Source organism: Fulvivirga sp. AWR4_260, from assembly GCF_056158185.1.
Genome location: NZ_JBSWSU010000015.1, coordinates 490,092 through 510,757 on the forward strand (window position 1 = coordinate 490,092; position 20,666 = coordinate 510,757).

Consider the following 20,666-nt stretch of genomic DNA (forward strand, 5'->3'; position numbering starts at 1 on the left):
AATCAATAAATTTTTTCAACAATCCCCTTTTTCTCTGTTGATAAAAGTGGATGCAAACTAAATCGATTAAGCTACTATGACCAAATATCTCAATACGGGATTCATTCTACTTCTCATGTTAGTTATTACATCATGTAATAACTCTAAGCCTCAGGATGAGGATGTTAACAGCAAAACTAATTCATCTGAGACAACTACCCATAATTCTAGCGAAGGACGAGACAAATGGACGAAAGAAAAAGCAAATAAATGGTATGCCGAGCAGCCATGGCTTGTAGGGAGTAATTTCAATCCTCGCACTGCCATTAATCAATTAGAAATGTGGCAAGCAGACAGCTTTGATCCAGAAACTATTGATCAGGAGTTGGGCTGGGCTCACGATTTAGGTATGAATACCGCGCGTGTTTATTTACACGATTTATTATGGCAGCAAGATTCAACTGGTTTTGTAGATAGGTTAGACAAATTTTTGGCTATAGCTGAGAAGCATGAGATCAAACCTTTATTTGTGTTATTTGATTCGTGCTGGGATCCATATCCTGAACTAGGTAAACAAAGAGCTCCGAAACCACACGTTCATAATAGCGGATGGGTACAGAGCCCTGGAAAAGAAGCCTTGGAAGATACTACATCTTACCCAAGGTTAAAAAAGTATGTACAAGGTGTAGTAGGCGCTTTTGCTAACGATAGCAGAATTTTAGGTTGGGATGTTTGGAATGAGCCTGATAATGACAATGCTCGTGCTTATGGTAAAGTAGAGTTGAAAGACAAGCCGAAGTATGTGCTCCCTCTATTAAAGAATGCTTTTACTTGGGCTAGATCAGTAAATCCTTCTCAGCCACTAACTTCTGGTATTTGGTTGGGCGATTGGTCTTCAGAAGATAAGCTAAATCCGGTTCAAAAGACTCAATTAGAGCAATCTGATGTAATCTCATTTCACAATTATGATTCGCCTGAAGAATTTACAAAGAGAATTGGCTGGTTAAAAAGGTACGAGAGACCTCTATTGTGTACTGAATACATGGCAAGACCAAACGGAAGTACTTTCCAAGGGTTTTTACCTATAGCCAAAAAAGAAAATATAGCCATGTTTAACTGGGGTTTTGTAGATGGAAAATCTCAAACAAAATACCCTTGGGATAGCTGGGACAAACAATATACTTCTGAGCCGGATGTATGGTTTCATGAAGTGTTGAAGTCTGATGGAACTCCTTATGACACTGCCGAAACTAATTTAATAAAGAAGCTCGCGGCAGAGGCTAACTAAGAAACATTTATTACCGACTATATAATTGACATTAATATGCATTCGATTCTGAATAGAGCTCTGGCTCTTGTAATAGGCGTAACTTTTATTACAGGGTGTAACAGTCCTAAGAAGACTGAAGAAACCGCTGATACTGAAACTAAAGATAGTTTAGAAGTTTTTGGACAGGTAGATGGGACAGATGTTTACTTGTACAAACTTGAAAATAAGAATGGAGTAGTGGCCACAGTAACTAACTATGGCGGATTAATCACCTCTCTAATGACTCCCGATAAAAACGGTAAAAAAGAAGATGTCGTTTTGGGCTACGATAACCTAGATGGCTACTTAAAAGAAAGCCCATATTTTGGAGCACTTGTAGGTAGATATGGTAACAGAATAGCAAAAGGGAAATTTACCTTGGATGGGAAAGAGTACACTTTGGCTATAAACAACGGACCTAATAGTTTACATGGTGGAGATAAAGGTTTTGATAAGGTGATATGGGCTGCAGAGCAACCTAATGCAGAAACTTTAAAATTAACTTATACCAGCCCTGACATGGAAGAAGGGTACCCTGGTAATCTTGATGTAGAAGTAACTTATACATTGAATGATAACAATGAGTTGAAAATCGATTATAAAGCGGTTTCCGATAAAAAGACTGTTATCAATCTTACCCAGCATTCATATTTTAACCTTACGGGAAATACTAAACGAGATATTCTTGACCATGAGGTGATGATCAATGCTGACAAATTCGTGCCTGTGGATAGCACTTTAATTCCTGTGGGCGAATTAAAAGCGGTGGAAGGAACACCTTTTGATTTCAGAGAAACCACAAAAATAGGAGCAAGAATTAACCAAGATAATGAGCAGCTAAAATTAGGCGGGGGTTATGACCACTGTTGGGTTTTAAATAAAGATAAAGCCTTTAGCCTGGCCGCTACAGTGCATGATCCAGAAAGTGGTAGAACCATGGAAGTATACACTACTGAGCCAGGTTTACAATTCTATTCTGGTAATTTCTTAGATGGTAGTCTTACAGGAAAGTATAACACAAAATATGCACAGAGGTATGGTTTCGCTATGGAAACAGAGCATTACCCCGATTCGCCCAATCAGCCACAGTTTCCTACAGTAGAGCTTGATTCAGGGGCGGTTTATACTACTTCTACGGTATATAAATTTTCTACTAAATGAGGTATTTGATGCTTTTAATGCTTGTGTTGCCATTGGTGACACAAGCTCAGGATAAAACTTTTACTAACCCTTTGCTAAAAGGCGGGCCAGATCCATGGTCTATTCACAAAGATGGATATTACTACTATACGCACACTATGGCTAACCGAGTAGTAATATGGAAGACTGATAACTTGGCTAATTTGAAAGATGCAGAACAAGTTACCATTTGGACTCCACCTGCCACTGGAATGAACAGTAAAGAGATTTGGGCTCCTGAAATTCATTTTATTAAAGGTAAATGGTATGTATATGTAGCCGCTGATGATGGCAACAACAATAATCATAGGCTATGGGTGCTGCAGTGCCAAGGAAAAGACCCCATGAAAGATGAGTGGAAAGTAAAAGGTAAACTTCAAGATGAAGGAGACCACTGGGCTATAGATGGCTCAGTATTTACTTTAAATAAACAGCTTTATATGGTATGGTCTGGTTGGGAAGGATCCAAAAATGGCCGACAAGATATCTATATCGCAAAAATGAAGAATCCATGGACGCTGGAAGGTGAGCGTGTGATGATTGCAACTCCTGAATTTGATTGGGAAAAACATGGAAAAGTCACATGGGACGAAAAAGACCTAGACCATATATATGTAAATGAAGGGCCTCAACCTTTAATTCATGGTGACAAAATATTCGTGATTTATTCAGCTAATGCCTGCTGGACAGACTACTATGCGCTAGGAATGCTTACTGCTGACATAAATAGTGACTTATTAGAAGCCAAAAACTGGACAAAATCTAAAAAGCCTGTTTTTGAGCAAAACGAAGCTAATGGAGTTTATGCTCCTGGGCACAACTCTTTCTTTAAATCACCTGACGGCAAAGAAGACTGGATTTTATACCATGCTAACAGCGAGCCTGGTTTAGGTTGTGGTGATACCAGATCACCTCGAATGCAAAAATTTGAATGGGATGCCAGTGGCAGGCCTGTTTTTGGTACTCCTGTAGAGGCCGGAAAAGCCATGCCAATTCCTTCAGAAACTAAATAACTAACTTATACTCAATAACAATAACTCATGAATAACAAATTACTGATGAAATTATGGGTGCTATTGGCGGGCACTTGCATCTATGGATCGGCATGGTCGCAAGCAGAAAAAGCACCTGCTTACCCGCTCATTGCGCATGACCCTTATTTTAGCATTTGGTCATTTACTGATCAAGTAAATACAGCTTCTACTAAGCACTGGACTGGTGCTGACCAGCCTATAATGGGATGGGTAGAAGTAGATGGTACTAAATACAGAGTTTTAGGAAAAGACCCTGTTAATTATAGCGCTTTATTGCCTACTTCAGATCAGGAATCTTATACTGTTAAATTCACAGAATCAACTCCTGAGCAAGGTTGGGAAACATTAAAGTTTAATGATAAAAACTGGAAGTCTACCGAAGGGCCTTTTGGAGATAACCCTTCAATGGCTAAAACAGTGTGGAAAAGCAAAGATTTATGGGTGAGGCGTACTTTTGATTTACCCAAAAAGTTTGATGCTAATGCTCTTTTCTTAAAACTGAGCCATGACGATAACATAGAGGTTTACATCAATGGTGTTTCTATTTATGAATTTAAAGGATGGAATACTAAGTATAACTACCATGAATTAAACGAAAAGGCAAAAGCTAGTCTTAAAAAGGGTGAAAATGTATTAGCAGTACATGTGGCTAATACTGCCGGAGGTGCTTGGCTAGATGCAGGTTTATCAATAAAAGAAAAGCCAAAGAATGATAACATGCAAGTGGCTAAGCAAAACAGTGTTGATGTTACTCCTACACAGACTATTTATAATTTTGCCTGTGGTGCAGTAGATATGAGCCTTACGTTTACCTCTCCATTATTAATGGATAACCTTGACTTATTGGCTAGACCTGTATCTTATATTACTTATGGCGTAAAAGCTAATGATGGCAAAGATCATAAAGTAAAAGTATACTTCGGGGCATCAGCTACTCTCGCTGTAAACACACCTTTTCAGCAAGTTACTACTGAAAAATATACTTCAGGAGATTTAACCATATTAAAAGCGGGTTCTAAAGAGCAACCTGTATTAGAAAAAACTGGTGATGATTTAAGAATTGATTGGGGATATATGTATGTAGCTGCGGCTACTGCTGCCAATACTACTCAAGAAGTGCAAGAGCATCAAGAGGTAGCTGGCAAAACTACCGGTCAGGATGTAATTCTTGGAACCACTGTAGACCTAGGTCAGGTGAATAAAACTGCTAAGAGCCAGGTATTTATGTTGGGGTATGATGACTTATACTCTGTGGAATATTTTGGAAACGAAATAAAGCCTTGGTGGAAAAGTGGAAATGCTACTATAGAAGGAGAGTTGACCAAAGCATATAAAGACTATGAAAAAGTAACTAAAGCTTGTGATGCTTTTGATAAAGAATTATACAGCAGAGCTGTTAAAGCCGGGGGTGATGAGTACGCAAAACTTTGTGCTATAGCTTACAGACAAGCTATTGCTGCACATAAACTTGTAAAAAGCCCAGAGGGAGAAATTTTATTCTTATCAAAAGAAAACTTCAGTAATGGATGTATCAATACTGTGGATGTTACTTATCCTTCAGCGCCATTATTCTTAGTGTACAACCCTGATTTATTAAAAGGAATGCTTAATGGTATTTTCTACTATAGCGAAAGCGGAAAGTGGAAGAAACCTTTTGCTGCTCATGATTTAGGAACTTATCCTAAAGCCAATGGTCAGGTTTATGGAGGAGATATGCCAGTGGAAGAATCTGGTAACATGATCATTTTAACAGCTGCAATAGTAGATGCAGAAGGTAAGCCTGATTATGCTAAAAAACACTGGGAATCATTAACGCAGTGGGTTAAGTTTTTAGAAAAGGATGGTTTTGATCCTGAAAACCAATTATGTACCGATGATTTTGCAGGGCATATCGCAAGAAATGCAAACCTATCAGTAAAAGCTATAGTGGGTATAGGTGCATATGCCAAAATGGCTAAAATGCTTGGTGAAGATGAAATAGCTGAAGAGTATCACCAAAAAGCTAAAGACTTTGCTGAGAAGTGGATGAAGTTGGCTGATGACGGAGACCACTATTCATTAACATTTGAAAACCCAGGCACTTGGAGTCAGAAATACAACTTAGTGTGGGATAAACTTATGGACCTAGACCTGTTCCCAAAAGAGGTTTACGAAAAAGAGATCAAGTATTACAAATCACAGCAAAACGAATTTGGCTTACCATTAGATAGTAGAAAAGGTTACACTAAATCCGACTGGATAATGTGGACAGCTACTTTAACGGATAACAAAGATGACTTTGAAACTTTTGTGAAGCCAATTTATAAGTTCGCTACAGAAACTACAGATAGAGTACCATTAAGTGATTGGCACAGAACCAAAGACGGAACTCAGCGTGGCTTTCAGGCCAGAAGCGTAGTAGGTGGCTATTTCATTAAGTTAATGGATAAGCACAACAATTAATAACTACAGTAAAATTCAACTTTTAGAATGAATAAGATACTATCTATATTATTAATAACACTTTTAGGAGCTACCACAGCCTTTGCTCAGTGGAAACCCGCGGGCAATAGAATAAAAACTAAATGGGCTAAAAATGTAGATCCTAGTAATGTTTTGCCAGAATATCCTCGTCCGATCATGGAAAGGAAAGACTGGAAAAACTTGAACGGACTATGGAATTATAGCATAAAAGGAATAGATGAGGCTAAGGCAGAAAAAGCGGATGGTCAAATTTTAGTGCCTTTTCCGGTAGAGTCTAGCTTATCAGGAGTTCAAAAAAGAGTAAGTGAAAAAGAAGTAGTGTGGTACGATACTGAGTTTGAAGTATCATCTGACTGGAAAGGTCAAGATATATTACTTCATTTCGGTGCGGTTGACTGGAAGGCTGAAGTATGGGTAAACGACATTAAAGTAGGAGCTCATACAGGAGGTTATACATCTTTTAGTTTTGACATTACTCCATTCTTACAATTTTCAGGAAAAGAAAAATTAACTGTACGAGTTTGGGATGGTACCAACACTGGTGACCAGCCAAGAGGTAAGCAGGTAAATAAACCAGAAGGTATATGGTATACGCCCGTTACTGGCATATGGCAAACAGTATGGTTAGAGCCCGTGCCCGCTAAGCATATAGAAAACCTAAGAGTTACGCCTGATATTGACAGAAACTTGTTGCAAGTAGAGGCCAATGTAGCTGGCACAGCATATGGCGATGTTGTAGAGGTTCAGGCTTTAGATAAAGGTACAGTAGTGGCTACTGCTAAAGTTGTAGCAGGAGAAACAGCCGAGCTGTACATCAAATCTCCAAAGCTATGGTCTCCAGAGTCACCATTTTTATATGACTTAAAGGTAAGCCTCATATCAGAAGGTAAAAAGACCGATGCCGTAGATAGCTACTTTGCTATGAGAAAAATCTCAAAGAAGAGAGACGACAAAGGCATAGTGAGGCTACAGCTTAATAACAAGGATTATTTTCAGTTTGGTCCACTAGACCAAGGTTGGTGGCCCGATGGATTATACACAGCTCCTACGGATGAAGCTTTGGCTTTCGATATCAAAAAAACGAAAGATATGGGCTTTAATATGATTCGTAAGCACACCAAAGTAGAACCAGCTCGCTGGTATACTCACTGCGACAAGCTAGGAATATTAGTGTGGCAAGATATGCCTACAGGTGGAGGTTTCCAGAGATGGGAAAACCGTAGGTACTTCCATGGAGAAGAGCTACAGCGATCTGCTGAGTCTGAAAAGAATTTCCGTAAAGAATGGAAAGAGATTATGGACCAATGTTATTCCTACCCGTCAATAGTGGTTTGGGTGCCTTTCAATGAAGCTTGGGGGCAGTTTAAAACTAAAGAAATTGTAGAATGGACTACAAATTATGACCCTAGTCGCTTAATAGATGGAGCAAGTGGAGGTAATCATTTCGCTGCAAGTGACATGCTGGATTTACATAGTTACCCCGCACCTGAGCTGTTTTTGTACGATGGTCAAAGAGCTACCGTGCTAGGTGAGTATGGTGGTATTGGCATGGTTGAAAAAGGGCACATCTGGGACGAAGAGAAAAACTGGGGTTATGTACAGTTTAAGAATAAAAAACAAGTAACAGACGAGTATGTGAAATATGCCAAAATTCTGAAAGGGCTGGTAAAAGCCGGTTTTTCTGCGGCAGTATATACACAAACTACAGATGTAGAAGGAGAAGTTAACGGTCTATTGACTTATGACCGTGAGGTGATCAAGGTGGATGAAGCTAAGGTAAGAGCTATTAACCAAGAGGTAATCCACAGCCTTGATAAATAAGAAATCTTACTAAACAGTAAGGTAATGATGATGTAATCAGGATCGGTTAGTAATCACGGCAATTTTTGCGGTTTTGTTCTTTTTCTCAGGTGCAAAATTGTCGTGATTTTACAACCGTAAAAGTTACAGTTTAAAAAAATGGTGATTAGCCAAAATGTATGGTTTCAACTAACTACACTATGATTAGTCCAGTTTCTGAAAGTAAAGAGGCAGTAAGCCATGTGGATTTATGGGAAGGTGTAAAAGCTGGAAATAGGACGGCATTCAGAGCTATATACAATATGTATCTGGATGATTTATATAAGTATGGCATGCGGATTTCACCTGACAGTTCTATCGTACAGGATTGTATTCATGATGTTTTTACAGATATATGGAAGTACAAAGAGAATATTCAAATAAAGTCTTCACTTCAGTTTTATCTGTTTAAAGCATTACAAAGAAAGATTATAGTAACACTCAAAAAAGCTAATAAATACAGGGTTTCTGATAATTCATATTGGTTGCAAGAAGGCAGCCCATCAATAGAAGAAAGCCTTATACATGAGCAGACAGTGTTAGAAAGAAAAATGCGTTTTGAGCAATCATTAAGGTTTTTGACCAAAAGGCAGCAAGAAGTTATTCAATTGAGGTATATGGAGAATTTTAGCAATGAAGAGATAAGCGGTATTATGAATTTAAGTATAGAGTCAACTTATAATCTTATTTCTAAAGCTATAGCCTCTTTAAAAACCAATATTTAACCCAGAGTGCAAGACCTGAAAAAAAAGTAAAAAAATATTAAAAATAATGGTGAGTTATTCGATTTAGCTCACTCGTAGTTATAAATGGCAAGTTATCTTTTGATTTTCAATCGTTTTCATAACTCAGCGTGGTTATCTGTTTCTGATAAAAAGTCGGGCTGGAAAAACTACGCCTTAGAAATAACAAAAACTATATGTGCACATGTGCGCTACTCTCTAATTGATTCTTCTCAGTTTTTTTTATTTCTTAAACTGAAATCGATTTCGAAACAAGAAAAATACACTTTTCAGGTTTTATTACACTCATATTTCTGTGTGCGAACATTAAAAATCCTCTTTCTAAAACATGTTTTAGAAAGAGGCGCATACTATTACCGATAGCCCAAAAACAAAAAATTAAATCAACAATTTATTTAACCGACCCATGAAAGAAAACACTAATACGAGTTAACGCGGAAGATTAAATGTCACCCATTAACAAAGGCTCATCAGAGCATGCAGTGAGCTAATAACTCATGTATTTACTACTACTTATTTAATTAAATGATAATGGTATGAAATTAAAACTACCTCAAAATAGAGGGATGCGCAGACAGAAAGTGCTTTTTACGGTACTTCTGCAGGTGATTTTTGTAGGAATTTTATCAGCTACAGAAATTACTACTTCTCGCATCTCTAATAATAACACAACGCACCCTGTAATAGCCGAAGGGATTGATAAAATTAATGATGAGGCTGATGTTACAGTTGAAGGTACAGTTACTTCAGAAGATGGAGAAGCTTTGCCAGGGGTGAGCATTTTAGTAAAAGGAACTACCAAAGGTACGGTTACAGATATAATGGGACATTATACTATTTCAGTGCCTGAAAGCGGTACTACATTAGTATATTCTTTTATAGGGTATAAGCCTCAGGAAGTAGAGGTTGGTAGCAGAAGCAAAATAGATGTACAATTAGAGCCTGACGTAACAGCACTCGAAGAAGTGGTGGTAGTAGGGTATGGAACTCAAAAGAAAGAATCTTTAACAGGAGCCATAGCCAGCGTAAGTAGCGAAGATATAGAAAAGGTAGCTTCTGGTACTACCAGTGGAATGTTAGCAGGTAAAGTACCGGGCTTATCTTTTAGACAGCCCGATGGTCGTCCTGGTGCTACAGCCAATATTCAGGTGAGGAACATGGGTACACCATTATATATTATAGATGGAATTCAAAAAGATGCAGGACAGTTTAACATGCTTTCTCCTAATGATATAGAGAGTATTTCTGTTTTAAAAGATGCATCTGCAGCAATATATGGTTCACGTGCGGCTAATGGAGTTGTTTTGGTAACTACCAAGCAAGGTAAGTTAGGGCAGGGGCCAGAAGTAAATATCAATGGATATTATGGTATTCAGAATTGGACAAGGTTTCCTGAAGGTGTTAACGCCTATGAGTATAAGCGTGCTCAGGTAGAAGGTAGTATTAATGAGTATGGTTACTCTGATATTAGCCCTAATGAGCTGGCTAACTGGCAAAAAGGTACAGATGCAGGGTATAAGAGCTTTGATTGGTATGATTATATAGTGGAAGGCAACGCGCCTCAAAGCAACATTAACTTAAATGTGAATGGTGGTTCTGAAAATACCAAATACTATTTCTCTGTAACTCGTTTTGATCAAAAGGCTGTTTTTGGAGATGCTTTTGATTTTAATAAAACCAATTTGCAGTCCAATGTAGAAAGTAACATTACTGATAAACTGAAAATTGGGGTTCAGATTAATGGTAGACAAGAAATAAGAGAAAATCCAGGGTTGCCAGATCCTGATGATTACTTATTTCCAAGGTTAGCCATTTTGAAAAACAGACCTACAGAAAGACCTTTTGCAAATGATAATCCTGATTACCCGAATGCAAACCTTAATGACCCTAGTAAAAACTGGGCGTTTATGAACTATGAGACTTCAGGGTCTTTTAAAAGTGAGTGGAGAATAGCTCAGGCTAACCTAACAGGAGAGTATCAAATATTAGAAGGATTGAAAGCTAAAGGGCTTTACTCTTACTATCAAGCCAATAACATTACTAATAACTTTGAGTATACTTATACCGGGTATAATTACAACCCGGAAGATGACTCTTATGACCCCGTACAAATCAACCAAAACCCTTATAGGTCTCGTAGTTATGAGAATATTTTGGAAACGGTTATGCAAGGCCAATTATCATATAACCATACATTTAATAATGATCATACTTTCGGGGCTACTTATGTTGCAGAAAGAATTGAGCGCAACAGAAGGTATCAATTCATGCATGCTGTACCTACCAATAATTACCTCGAACTGATCAGGTTTGATGATATGGATGCTGATTATACTGATGAAGAATACGATCAGGCAAGGGTAGGGTATGTAGGTAAATTAAACTACGAGTATAAGAGGAAATACTATTTAGAATTAGCCGGCAGGTATGATGCTTCATGGAAATTTTCTAAAGACAACAGGTTCGGTTTCTTCCCTTCAGTATCTGCGGGGTGGAGGATCACAGAAGAGCCTTTCTTCCAAAATTTAGGCTTAAATGCATTGTCTGATTTAAAATTCAGAGCTTCATATGGTGAATTAGGAGACGATAATATTCAATATAACGGAGCAGATATAGACCCATATGCATATATCTATGGGTATAATTACGGGGCTTCAAAATATATAGATGGAGGTTCTGCAGTAAATGGATCAAGAGATAGAGGTATTCCTATCACAGGGTTATCTTGGTACACCAGTAAGGTGACCGATATTGGTGCTGATTTCGCTTTATTCAACAGTAAGTTAAGCGGATCACTTGATTACTTCTACAGACAAAGAGATGGTTTGATTCAGGAAAAATATGATGTGGTTTTGCCTTCAGAATTTGGAGCTGCACTGCCTCCTGAAAACCTCAATAAAGACGCCCAGATGGGAGGTGAAATTGCTTTATTCTACAATACTAATGTAGGTGATTTCCAATTTAATTTTGGTGGTAACTTCTCATATTCCAGATATAAGCAAATTTCTACTTACAAGCCTAGGTTTAAAAACAGCTGGGATGAGTATAGAAACTCTACTCAAGACAGATGGGGCAATATTTTATGGGGTAAAGAAGTTATTGGTCAATTCCAATCACAAGATGAAATCAATAATTACCCTGTTAACATAGATGGAAAAGGTAACGAAACTCTTTTACCAGGTGACTTAATTTATAAAGATGTAAATGGTGATGGTAGAATTGATGGCTACGATGATAGACCAATTGGGTACGCCAGTGGTGATGCTGCTCCTGTGCTCAATTATGGTTTAAATATCAGTGTGAAATATAAAGCATTTGATTTAACCATGGACTTCTCTGGAGGGGGCATGTTCACCTACGTGAGAGATCATGAAGTGAGAGAGCCATTCCAAAACAACGGTAACCTAAATAAAATCTTATATGAGGACCGTTGGCATCACGAAGACCCTTATGATCCTAACAGTGCTTGGATTCCGGGTGAAAACCCTGCTTTCAGAACTTATGCAGGTACTGGTGACCTTTCTAATTACAACACTTTATCTGATTGGTGGACAATTAACGTGAAGTATTTAAGATTGAGAACATTAGAGATAGGGTATACATTACCTACATCATTATTGGAAAAAGTGAAAATGAAACGTGCACGTGTGTATGTCAATAGTTACAACTTGTTGTCATTCGACAATGTGAAGAAATTTGACATTGACCCTGAAGTAGCTGCGGATAATGGTATCCAATATCCTCAAAACTTCTTAGTAAATGCTGGGTTTAATATCACCTTTTAAACACGCTTATTATGAAAATTAAAATATCAATATTAATCCTGATGCTATTCGTAGTGGCGAGTTGTAATGATCAGGAGTTTTTATCAAAGAACCCAACAAATATTTTGTTGGAAGATCAGATTTGGAGTGATTCGGATTTGGCATACACTGTGCTTACAGATTTGTATGACCGTTATCCTACCCATCAGCAGCTAGAAGCATGGTGGTTATTTGCTGATTTTGACGAAGGTTTAGGCTCGTTTGGTGCCGATCATTGGAGGGTGAAAAACTCAGAGTATGGCTATGATTTTCTTTCTTGGTGGGACTATGGCTATGTAAGGCAAGTGAACCTATTTATAGAAAAATCTACTGCTGCAGATAATTTTGATCCTGAAATTAGAGAACGATTCATTGCTGAAGGCCGATTAATTAGAGCTGCTATTTATTTTGATTTGGTAAAAAGAATGGGTGGTGTGCCTTTAATAACTGAGTCATTAGAATATAACTACGATGGTAATACCGAAGCTTTAGAGTTTCCACGCTCAAAAGAGTATGAAATCTACGATTTTGTCATCTCTGAGATGGAAGCCATTAAGAATACACTCCCTAATGACCCAAATATCAAAACAAGGGCAACGAAAGGTTTAGCGCTGGCTATTGAATGTAGAGCTGCGCTATATGCGGCTTCTATTGCTAAGTATGGAGCAACTACTTCATCTGTTAAAGTGGAGCCTAATATAGTGGGTATTCCTGCTTCAATGGCAGATGATTATTATAAAACGGCCTTGGAGGCTGGGCAAGAAATTACAGGTTATTCTCTTTACTTACAAGATGATGATTTAGAGAAAAACTTCTCTGACTTATTCTTAACCAAAGAAGGAAATACAGAAGTTATTTTTGCAAAAGATTACTTGCGTGGTTCTAGGTGGCATGGTTTTACTTTTGAGAACATACCGTTGTCAATGCGTGAAGATAATGATGCCGGTGGCAAATTAAATCCTTCTTTAAACTTAGTAGAAGCATTTGAAAAACTAGACAACACTTTTGAGCCTTTAAAGGCAGGTAAAGATGTATACTACGAAAACCAGTTAGATATTTTTGAAGGTAGAGATGCGCGCTTGGCAGGAACTGTAATATTACCAGGGTCAAAATTCAGAAGTAGAAATGTTGATATCCAGGCTGGATTAAAGTTGCCAAATGGAGATTTATACTCAATAAATGACCCAGGTAAATACGATACCATTCCAGGGACTGAGGTTACTGCAAAAATCGTAGGTAATGATGGTCCGGTGCAAGGAAGAGATTTTACCACTCAAACAGGTTTCTTAATCAGAAAATACTTAGATACCAATAAAGGAACTGGCCGTAGAGGCACGGGAAGTGACGTTTGGTGGATCAGGTATAGGTATGGAGAAGTATTGTTAAATATGGCAGAGGCTGCTTTTGAACTAGGTCAAAACGATGTTTCTGTCGGCTATTTGAATCAGGTGAGAGCCCGAGCTGGTTTTGAAACACCATTGACAGCTGCTGATTTGTCGCTGAATAGATTTGTGCATGAGCGTCAGGTAGAGTTAGCTTTTGAAGACCATAGAGTGTGGGACTTGAAGAGATGGAGGTTAGCCCATGTCATTTGGAATGGTCAAGCACTGTCTATTGATGAGTTGGATAATAATTTAGCGGATGCTACTTCTAAAAACACTCAGATGTATGGCCTATTGCCATATAAAGTTTATAACCCTGGAGATGAGCATGATGGACAATGGATATTTGTTAAATCAAAACCTCAAATAGTGGGTGATCCTGAAAGATGGAGATTAGGAAATTACTATTCTGAAATTCCGGCAGATGTTTTGGCTAATAACCCTAAGCTGGTAAGAAATCCAATATTATAAAATTTGAGATATGAAAATATTATTTAAATATATAACATTATTATTTATCGGGATTACTCTTTTTTCTTGTGATTACGATAATTATGATGGCCCAAATGCCAAATTACATGGAAGCTTGTCTTACCAAAATGAAGGAATTAACCTTGGGTATAATGATGTTAAGTTTTTACTATTTGAACCCAAATATGATGAGACACCAGGGTCAATGGATGTCTTTATAGATACGGATGGAAGTTTCAGTTCAGCTTTGTTTGACTCGCAATATAAAATCGTTTTTGTAAGTCAGGCTTTAGAACAATATCCATTTGTTTTGGGTACAGAAAGTGATACGATAGACGTAACAGTTTCTGGTAACACAGAATTTAATATTCCAGTTACACCGTATTATACAGTCTCTAACCCAGCTTACACTGTTACTGATTCAATTCGAGTAAGTTTTGGTGTAAATCAGATTATAGATGGAGCAAATGCTAAAAATGTAGAAAGAGTAAGCTTTTACTTAGGTAAAACACGTTTCGTTGATGATGGTAATAACATACAAGGCGATAAAGTTAGCAGTGATGATGATGATAACCTTCAAGGAGCTGCTAACATAGCAGTGGATGAAAATACAGACTTAAGTAGTTTTAATATGGTGCTGCCTAAGCCTGATTTTATACATGATCAAAACTATGTGTTTGGCCGTATTGGAATAAAATTAGCAGGTGTTCAATATATGATATTTTCACCTGTACAGAAAATAGATTTATAGTATAGTTGTACTATCACTGCGCCATTTGGTAGCTTGTCAGGTAATTACCGCCTATTAATCATAACATTATTAAAGAATGATACTTCAACATGATTGACAAGCACCATTTGGTGTAGTTTTATTATGTACTTACCCCGGGTACATCAATTTAGTTTTTGAGTAAGAAGCAGTTAGAAATTCTATCTCTTCTTTTTTACTAATAAAAAGCTAACCATGTATTCATTAAAGTATATAATGACCCTGGGCATTGTGGTGTTTGGTCTCAACCAACTCATTGCTCAGACTAAAAATTCTAATTATACGGGCAGTAGAGCCCCGTTACATCAAAATCCGTACATTTTATTACCCATAGGTGATGTTAGGCCTCAAGGCTGGTTGCTAGATCAGCTAATAAGGCAAAAGGAAGGCATGACTGGTCATCTCGATGAGCTATATCCTCTCGTAATGGGAGAAAGAAATGGCTGGCTCGGTGGTGATGGCGATCAATGGGAAAGGGGCCCTTATTGGGTTGATGGGCTATTGCCTCTGGCTTACATCTTAGATGACGATGAGCTGAAAGCTAAAGTGAAGCCTTGGGTCGAATGGAGCATAAATCATCAGCAAGCAGATGGTTATTTTGGCCCGTTGGAACCTGAAAAGCCATATAGCTACGAAGATGGCTTACAAAGAGATAACCTAAAGGACTGGTGGCCAAAAATGGTGATGTTGAAAGTGCTTCAGCAATATTATTCGGCTACAGAAGATAAAAGGGTCATCGAGCTGATGACAAAATACTTTCATTATCAATTGGAGGAGCTGCCCAAAACTCCTCTGGGGCATTGGACTTTCTGGGCCAACAGAAGAGGTGGTGATAATCTTCAGGTTATTTACTGGCTGTACAATATTACTGGCGATCAGAAGCTCTTAGAGTTAGCAGAAATTGTACATCAACAAACTTTCAATTGGACAGATGTTTTTCTACATCAAGATCATCTAACCAGAAAAGGTAGTCTGCACTGCGTTAATATAGCACAGGGAATAAAGGAGCCTATCATTTATTACCAGCAGGCTAAAGAAGATAAGTATCTCAAGGCTGTGGATAAAGGTTTTTATGACCTGATGAAATACAATGGTCAACCTTATGGCTTGTATGGCGGAGATGAAATGCTACATGGTAATGTGCCCACACAAGGCTCTGAATTATGTTCGGCAGTAGAAATGATGTTTTCTCTAGAAAGCATGCTGTCAATAACGGGTAACTTGAGTTTTGCAGATAGGTTAGAAAAGATAGCGTTCAATGCATTGCCAGCTCAAGTTACTGATGATTATATGGCTCGTCAATATTTTCAGCAAGCTAATCAAATTGAAGTATCGCGTAAATACAGAAATTTTGTGAATCCTAATGGTGCAACAGTTTCATGTTTTGGGCTACTAACAGGATACCCTTGCTGTACTGCTAATATGCACCAAGGCTGGCCAAAATTCACTCAAAATTTGTGGTATGCTACTATTGATGGCGGAGTGGCCGCATTAATTTATGCTCCTTCTAGTGTAAATATAAAAGTGGCAGATCAACAAAAGGCCACAATTACTGAAACCACAAATTATCCATTTGAAGACAGGATAGAGTTTCGTATTGAGAAGCTCTCTAAGAAAAATTTATCATTTCCATTTGAGCTTAGAGTACCAGAATGGTGTACCGAAGGCGTTGTTATGGTCAATGGTAAAATAATTAAAAAAGGTAAAGCAGGAGGATTGGTTAGACTTGAAAGGCAATGGAATAAAGGAGATAAAATTACCTTGCAGTTGCCTATGCACGTTACTACTCACACTTGGAGTGAGAATGCTGTTTCTGTTGAACACGGACCACTTGTGTATGCCCTGCCTATTAAAGAGGAGTGGAAGAAAGTAGAAAATACAAAAGACCCTCAGTGGTATGGGAATTTCTATTATGAAGCTTATCCTAAAAGTGATTGGAATTATGGTTTGTTAAAGATTAACAATGAGCCATTGGAGCCTAAAGTAGAAGTAAAAAGAACCACTTATAATGGTAAGTATCCTTGGAATCTGGAAAATAACCCCATAAAGCTTACTATAAAAGCTAAGAAAGTACCTCGATGGCAAGCCTATAATGGCATGGCTGGCCCACTTATCTACAGCCCCAGTGTAGAAGAAAATAAAGAGGTAGAGGAAATAGAGCTAGTCCCCTATGGAAGTACTATCCTGAGAATATCAGAATTTCCGGTAGTATGGTAATCGAGTACATTATTAATTAACCTAAATCTATAAAAATGCGTAATTTCTCTCTTACTCTAACTCCTAAGTTATTAGGAGTTAGAGCTATTATCGCTGTGGTCATGTTTTTCAGCGCCTACAGCAGCAGTCCTGCTCAAACATTGACTAAAGAGCAATACTATGACAAAACACTCGCCATGCTCATAGGTAGTTGTGGAGGAGTAGTAACAGGTTACGAATACCTGAAAGTATATAACACGCCCAATGGCTTTTATCAGCCTGGAGCTACCTTAAAACAACCTGTTGAATTTTTATTAGGCCTTCCTGATGATTGGTTTATCTTACTCAACGGAACCTTAGGAGGTACTACTCGTGATGAGTACAATTACTTTTCTAATTACGAACCAGGCATCATCTATTCGGATGACGACCAACATGTGGAGGTTTTAAATCAGCATATTTTGGAGAAGTTCGGTCCGGCAGTAGCTTATCAAGATATTAAGCAGGAATGGGTTAATCATGAGTTGATGGATTTTGGAGGCACAGCGGATGCTATAGGCCTCATCAATAGTAAAAATTTAATAGCACCTCTTATGGGGCAGCGCGAACATGGCAACTATGGGCATTGGCTGCCCGAATGCTATATAGAGCATGAAATGATGGGGGCCAATTTTCCCGGTATGCCCAACAAGGCAGCAGAATATGTAGCCAAATTTGCTAGCATGTCTGGAGAAGGAGAAAATTTGCTTTGGGGACAATACTGGGCTGCTGCTCATGCCATTGCTTATTTTGAAACAGATGCGCGTGTAGTGATAGAAAAAGCCTTGGGAGTGTTGCCACAAAACTGTTTTGCCCGAGAGATGTATCAGGTAGCAGTAGACTTACATAAAAAATACCCCAACGATTGGCGTGCGGCAGTAAGAGAACTATGGAATGATCATAGAAGAGGGGTGTATGCCGTTGGTTCAGATAAAATTCATTTACAACCAGAGGTGAATCATGGTATTGGTTTACTGAGTGTTTTGTATGGTGCTAACAATTATATGGAAACACTGAAAATATGCTCTTTGGCCGGAGGAGATGGAGACTGTACTGCAGCTAATATTTGTGGCATGATGGGAATTATTAAAGGAATGGCAGGTACTCCAGCCGCATTTGTAGATAAGATTTATGCCAATGGCGAAGGCAAGTGGATCAACGATATGAACCATGCATTGCATATGAATAAAGACTTCCCTGTAGAGCATAAATTCACCGATCTTACCTTGCAGTTTCAGCGAAATATGGAGCGTATGATAAGAGCTTACGGTGGTAAGATCGTTGACAATGCATATCAAATTCAGCCCCAAAGTGCTAGCTTACCAAGTGTTTATGCTGCTAACTGGGATTTTGAACATGGTGATTTTAATGGCTGGCAAGTATGGAATTCTCCCGGAAGTAATAACAGCGTGTTTGTAGAGCGCCAGTGTAATGATGTAACAAGAGCTTGCTTGGCAGCCACAGGAGAATATAAGGCCACTCTAATTACTGGTAATAATAATGACGAAGCCAAAGTGTTTAAAATTATTGGAGGTCTACAGCCTGGTGCTACTTATAAAATTGAAGGTAGGTTAAATGCTACAGCAGGTAGAGAAGCCAGATTATATGCGGATAATTATGGAGGGAGTTATATCTACACTTCTATTTATCAGCATCTGTCAGATTTCCCGTATAGACATTTGTACGTAACACTGGGCCCAACTAATACTTCTATGGAAGTAGGGGTACATGCACCTCCTTCAAGTAATCCTTCTAAATGGATTAATTTTGATGATTTGGTAATTACAAAAGTCAGTACGGTTCCATTTGCTACATATGAAGCTGAAAATGGAGTTGTAACTTCTGCAGTTGTGCATAATTCAGGCACTGCATCTGGAGGAAGGTATGTAGGAGGTTTAGATACTAATAACAGTAGCGTGCAGTTCAATAATATTCAAGCAAGTTATAGTGGTGAACATATAGTTCGTATTTACTATGCCAATGCTACAGCATCTATGGCCTTGCATCAGCTTTCAGTTAATGGTAAAATTTTAGGCAATGTAGAATACCCTGATAGCGGTCCTTGGGGGCAGTTTTCTCAGAACTTTATAGAAGCGTCTGTCAGGTTAAACAAAGGTGGTGATAATGTAATTAAACTCAGTAGAGTCTCCAGTTTTGCAGAAATTGATAGAATAGAAGTGGAAGCTGCTTTTGGAGGGCAGAAACCTTCTGATGATGCCGGTATAGTTACAGGCGGCATTTATAAAATCATCAATAAGAATTCACAAAAAAGCCTAGATGTAGGTTCGGCAAGTCAAGAGAATGGAAAGGAAGTAGTACAATGGGATTACTTTGGCAGCGATAATCAGAAGTTTAGACTAGAAGAGATCAATAGTGGTGTTTATGCCTTTTATGCTGTACATAGTAATAAAGTATTAGATGATTTGGAGTGGTCTTTGAATGATGGCGCTCAGGTGGTGCAATGGCAATATGCAGGTACACCTAATCAGCAATGGTCGTTACAAAGTACGGGAGGCGGTTTCTTTAAAATCATAAATAACCATAGCGGCAAGGCCATGGTGGTGGCTGAGTCAGCGACTAACAATGGAGCTCCTATAGTTCAAAGTGAGTATACGGGAGATAACGGCCAACAATGGATGTTAGAGAAAATTGCTGATCCTTCTCCTAATGAAGTAGTGTCAGGTGGGGTCTACAGCTTAATAAATAAATTTAGCGGAAAAGCTCTGGATGTAGATGATATGTCTCAAGGAAACTTAGCCCAATTGATTCAATGGGAGTACTTTGGCAATCTCAACCAAAAGTATAGAGTAGAGCTGGTAGAAGGTGGGTTTTATAAGCTAATAGCCATGCACTCTGGCAAAGCTGTGGAGGTGGAAGGTTTTGGCTTGGAAAATGGTCATTTAATAAAGCAGTATGACTACTGGGGAGGCATTAATCAACATTGGCAGATAATACCTGCTGGTGATGGTTACTATAAAATTATCAATAGAAATAGTGGGAAAGCATTAGATGTTTTAGGCGTAAATCCTAACAATGGAGCTCAAGTAGGGCAGTGGGACGATGTTGGAGGCAACACACAACTATGGAAATTTGACCGTGATTTTAATAACATTTCAGGTTATGCTAAAGTAGCTGCTGGCCCGCTTTCTGTAGAAAAGAATGAGGTTACTTTATACCCTAATCCAGCAAAAACTATCATTAATATCAATCTTCCTAATGCTGTAGAAAAAGCAACTGTAATCATAATGGATACTAACGGCAAGGTACATTATGAAAATGATGCATTTTCTGGCCAAACATTGGAACTCAATACAAGCCATTTGAAAAAGGGTATTTACTATGTGAAAACTCAGTTTTTGGATAAAAATGTATATAACAAGATAATTGTTGAGTAGTGTAAAGAGGGCAGTTTAAAAGTGATTTTGGCTGCCCTTATTTCATTTTAGGGTTCTATAATTCA

General features: G+C 38.2%; 11 protein-coding genes. All 11 read left to right on the top strand.

Translation table 11 applies throughout. The features are described from left to right. The first annotated feature begins 76 nt into the window (after positions 1-76). On the top strand, positions 77-1,267 hold the full coding sequence (locus ACXACQ_RS08620) for a glycoside hydrolase 5 family protein (RefSeq protein WP_474975529.1): 1,191 nt from the start codon (positions 77-79) through the stop codon (positions 1,265-1,267). Between the two features lie 36 nt (positions 1,268-1,303). After that, positions 1,304-2,449: an aldose epimerase family protein gene (locus ACXACQ_RS08625; protein ID WP_474975530.1), complete on the top strand. Its 1,146-nt coding sequence runs from the start codon at positions 1,304-1,306 to the stop codon at positions 2,447-2,449. Next, entirely contained in the window at positions 2,446-3,480 is a 1,035-nt protein-coding gene (locus ACXACQ_RS08630) for a glycoside hydrolase family 43 protein (RefSeq protein ID WP_474975531.1), read from the top strand. The genes ACXACQ_RS08625 and ACXACQ_RS08630 overlap by 4 nt, the downstream gene beginning before the upstream one ends. 27 nt (positions 3,481-3,507) lie before the next feature. Next, entirely contained in the window at positions 3,508-5,943 is a 2,436-nt protein-coding gene (locus ACXACQ_RS08635) for a glutaminase family protein (RefSeq protein WP_474975532.1), read from the top strand. A gap of 27 nt (positions 5,944-5,970) precedes the next feature. After that, the gene (locus ACXACQ_RS08640) at positions 5,971-7,785 is read left to right on the top strand and encodes a glycoside hydrolase family 2 protein (RefSeq protein ID WP_474975533.1); all 1,815 of its coding nucleotides are present in this window, start codon (positions 5,971-5,973) and stop codon (positions 7,783-7,785) included. A 179-nt stretch (positions 7,786-7,964) separates the two neighbouring features. Then, the gene (locus ACXACQ_RS08645) at positions 7,965-8,528 is read left to right on the top strand and encodes an RNA polymerase sigma factor (protein ID WP_474975534.1); all 564 of its coding nucleotides are present in this window, start codon (positions 7,965-7,967) and stop codon (positions 8,526-8,528) included. A gap of 554 nt (positions 8,529-9,082) precedes the next feature. Then, complete coding sequence (locus ACXACQ_RS08650; protein ID WP_474975535.1) at positions 9,083-12,331, top strand: SusC/RagA family TonB-linked outer membrane protein; 3,249 nt, start codon at positions 9,083-9,085, stop codon at positions 12,329-12,331. An 11-nt stretch (positions 12,332-12,342) separates the two neighbouring features. Then, positions 12,343-14,202, top strand: coding sequence for a RagB/SusD family nutrient uptake outer membrane protein (locus tag ACXACQ_RS08655; RefSeq protein ID WP_474975536.1), 1,860 nt, complete (start codon positions 12,343-12,345; stop codon positions 14,200-14,202). Positions 14,203-14,212: 10 nt separating this feature from the next. Further along, positions 14,213-14,953 (top strand): DUF3823 domain-containing protein, encoded by a 741-nt coding sequence (locus ACXACQ_RS08660; RefSeq protein WP_474975537.1) that lies wholly within the window; start codon positions 14,213-14,215, stop codon positions 14,951-14,953. Positions 14,954-15,166: 213 nt separating this feature from the next. Further along, positions 15,167-17,188 carry a beta-L-arabinofuranosidase domain-containing protein gene (locus ACXACQ_RS08665; protein ID WP_474975538.1) on the top strand — a complete coding sequence of 674 codons (2,022 nt, stop codon included), beginning with the start codon at positions 15,167-15,169 and terminating at the stop codon, positions 17,186-17,188. Between the two features lie 35 nt (positions 17,189-17,223). Next, complete coding sequence (locus ACXACQ_RS08670) at positions 17,224-20,601, top strand: RICIN domain-containing protein (RefSeq protein WP_474975539.1); 3,378 nt, start codon at positions 17,224-17,226, stop codon at positions 20,599-20,601. The last annotated feature ends 65 nt before the right edge of the window (positions 20,602-20,666 follow it).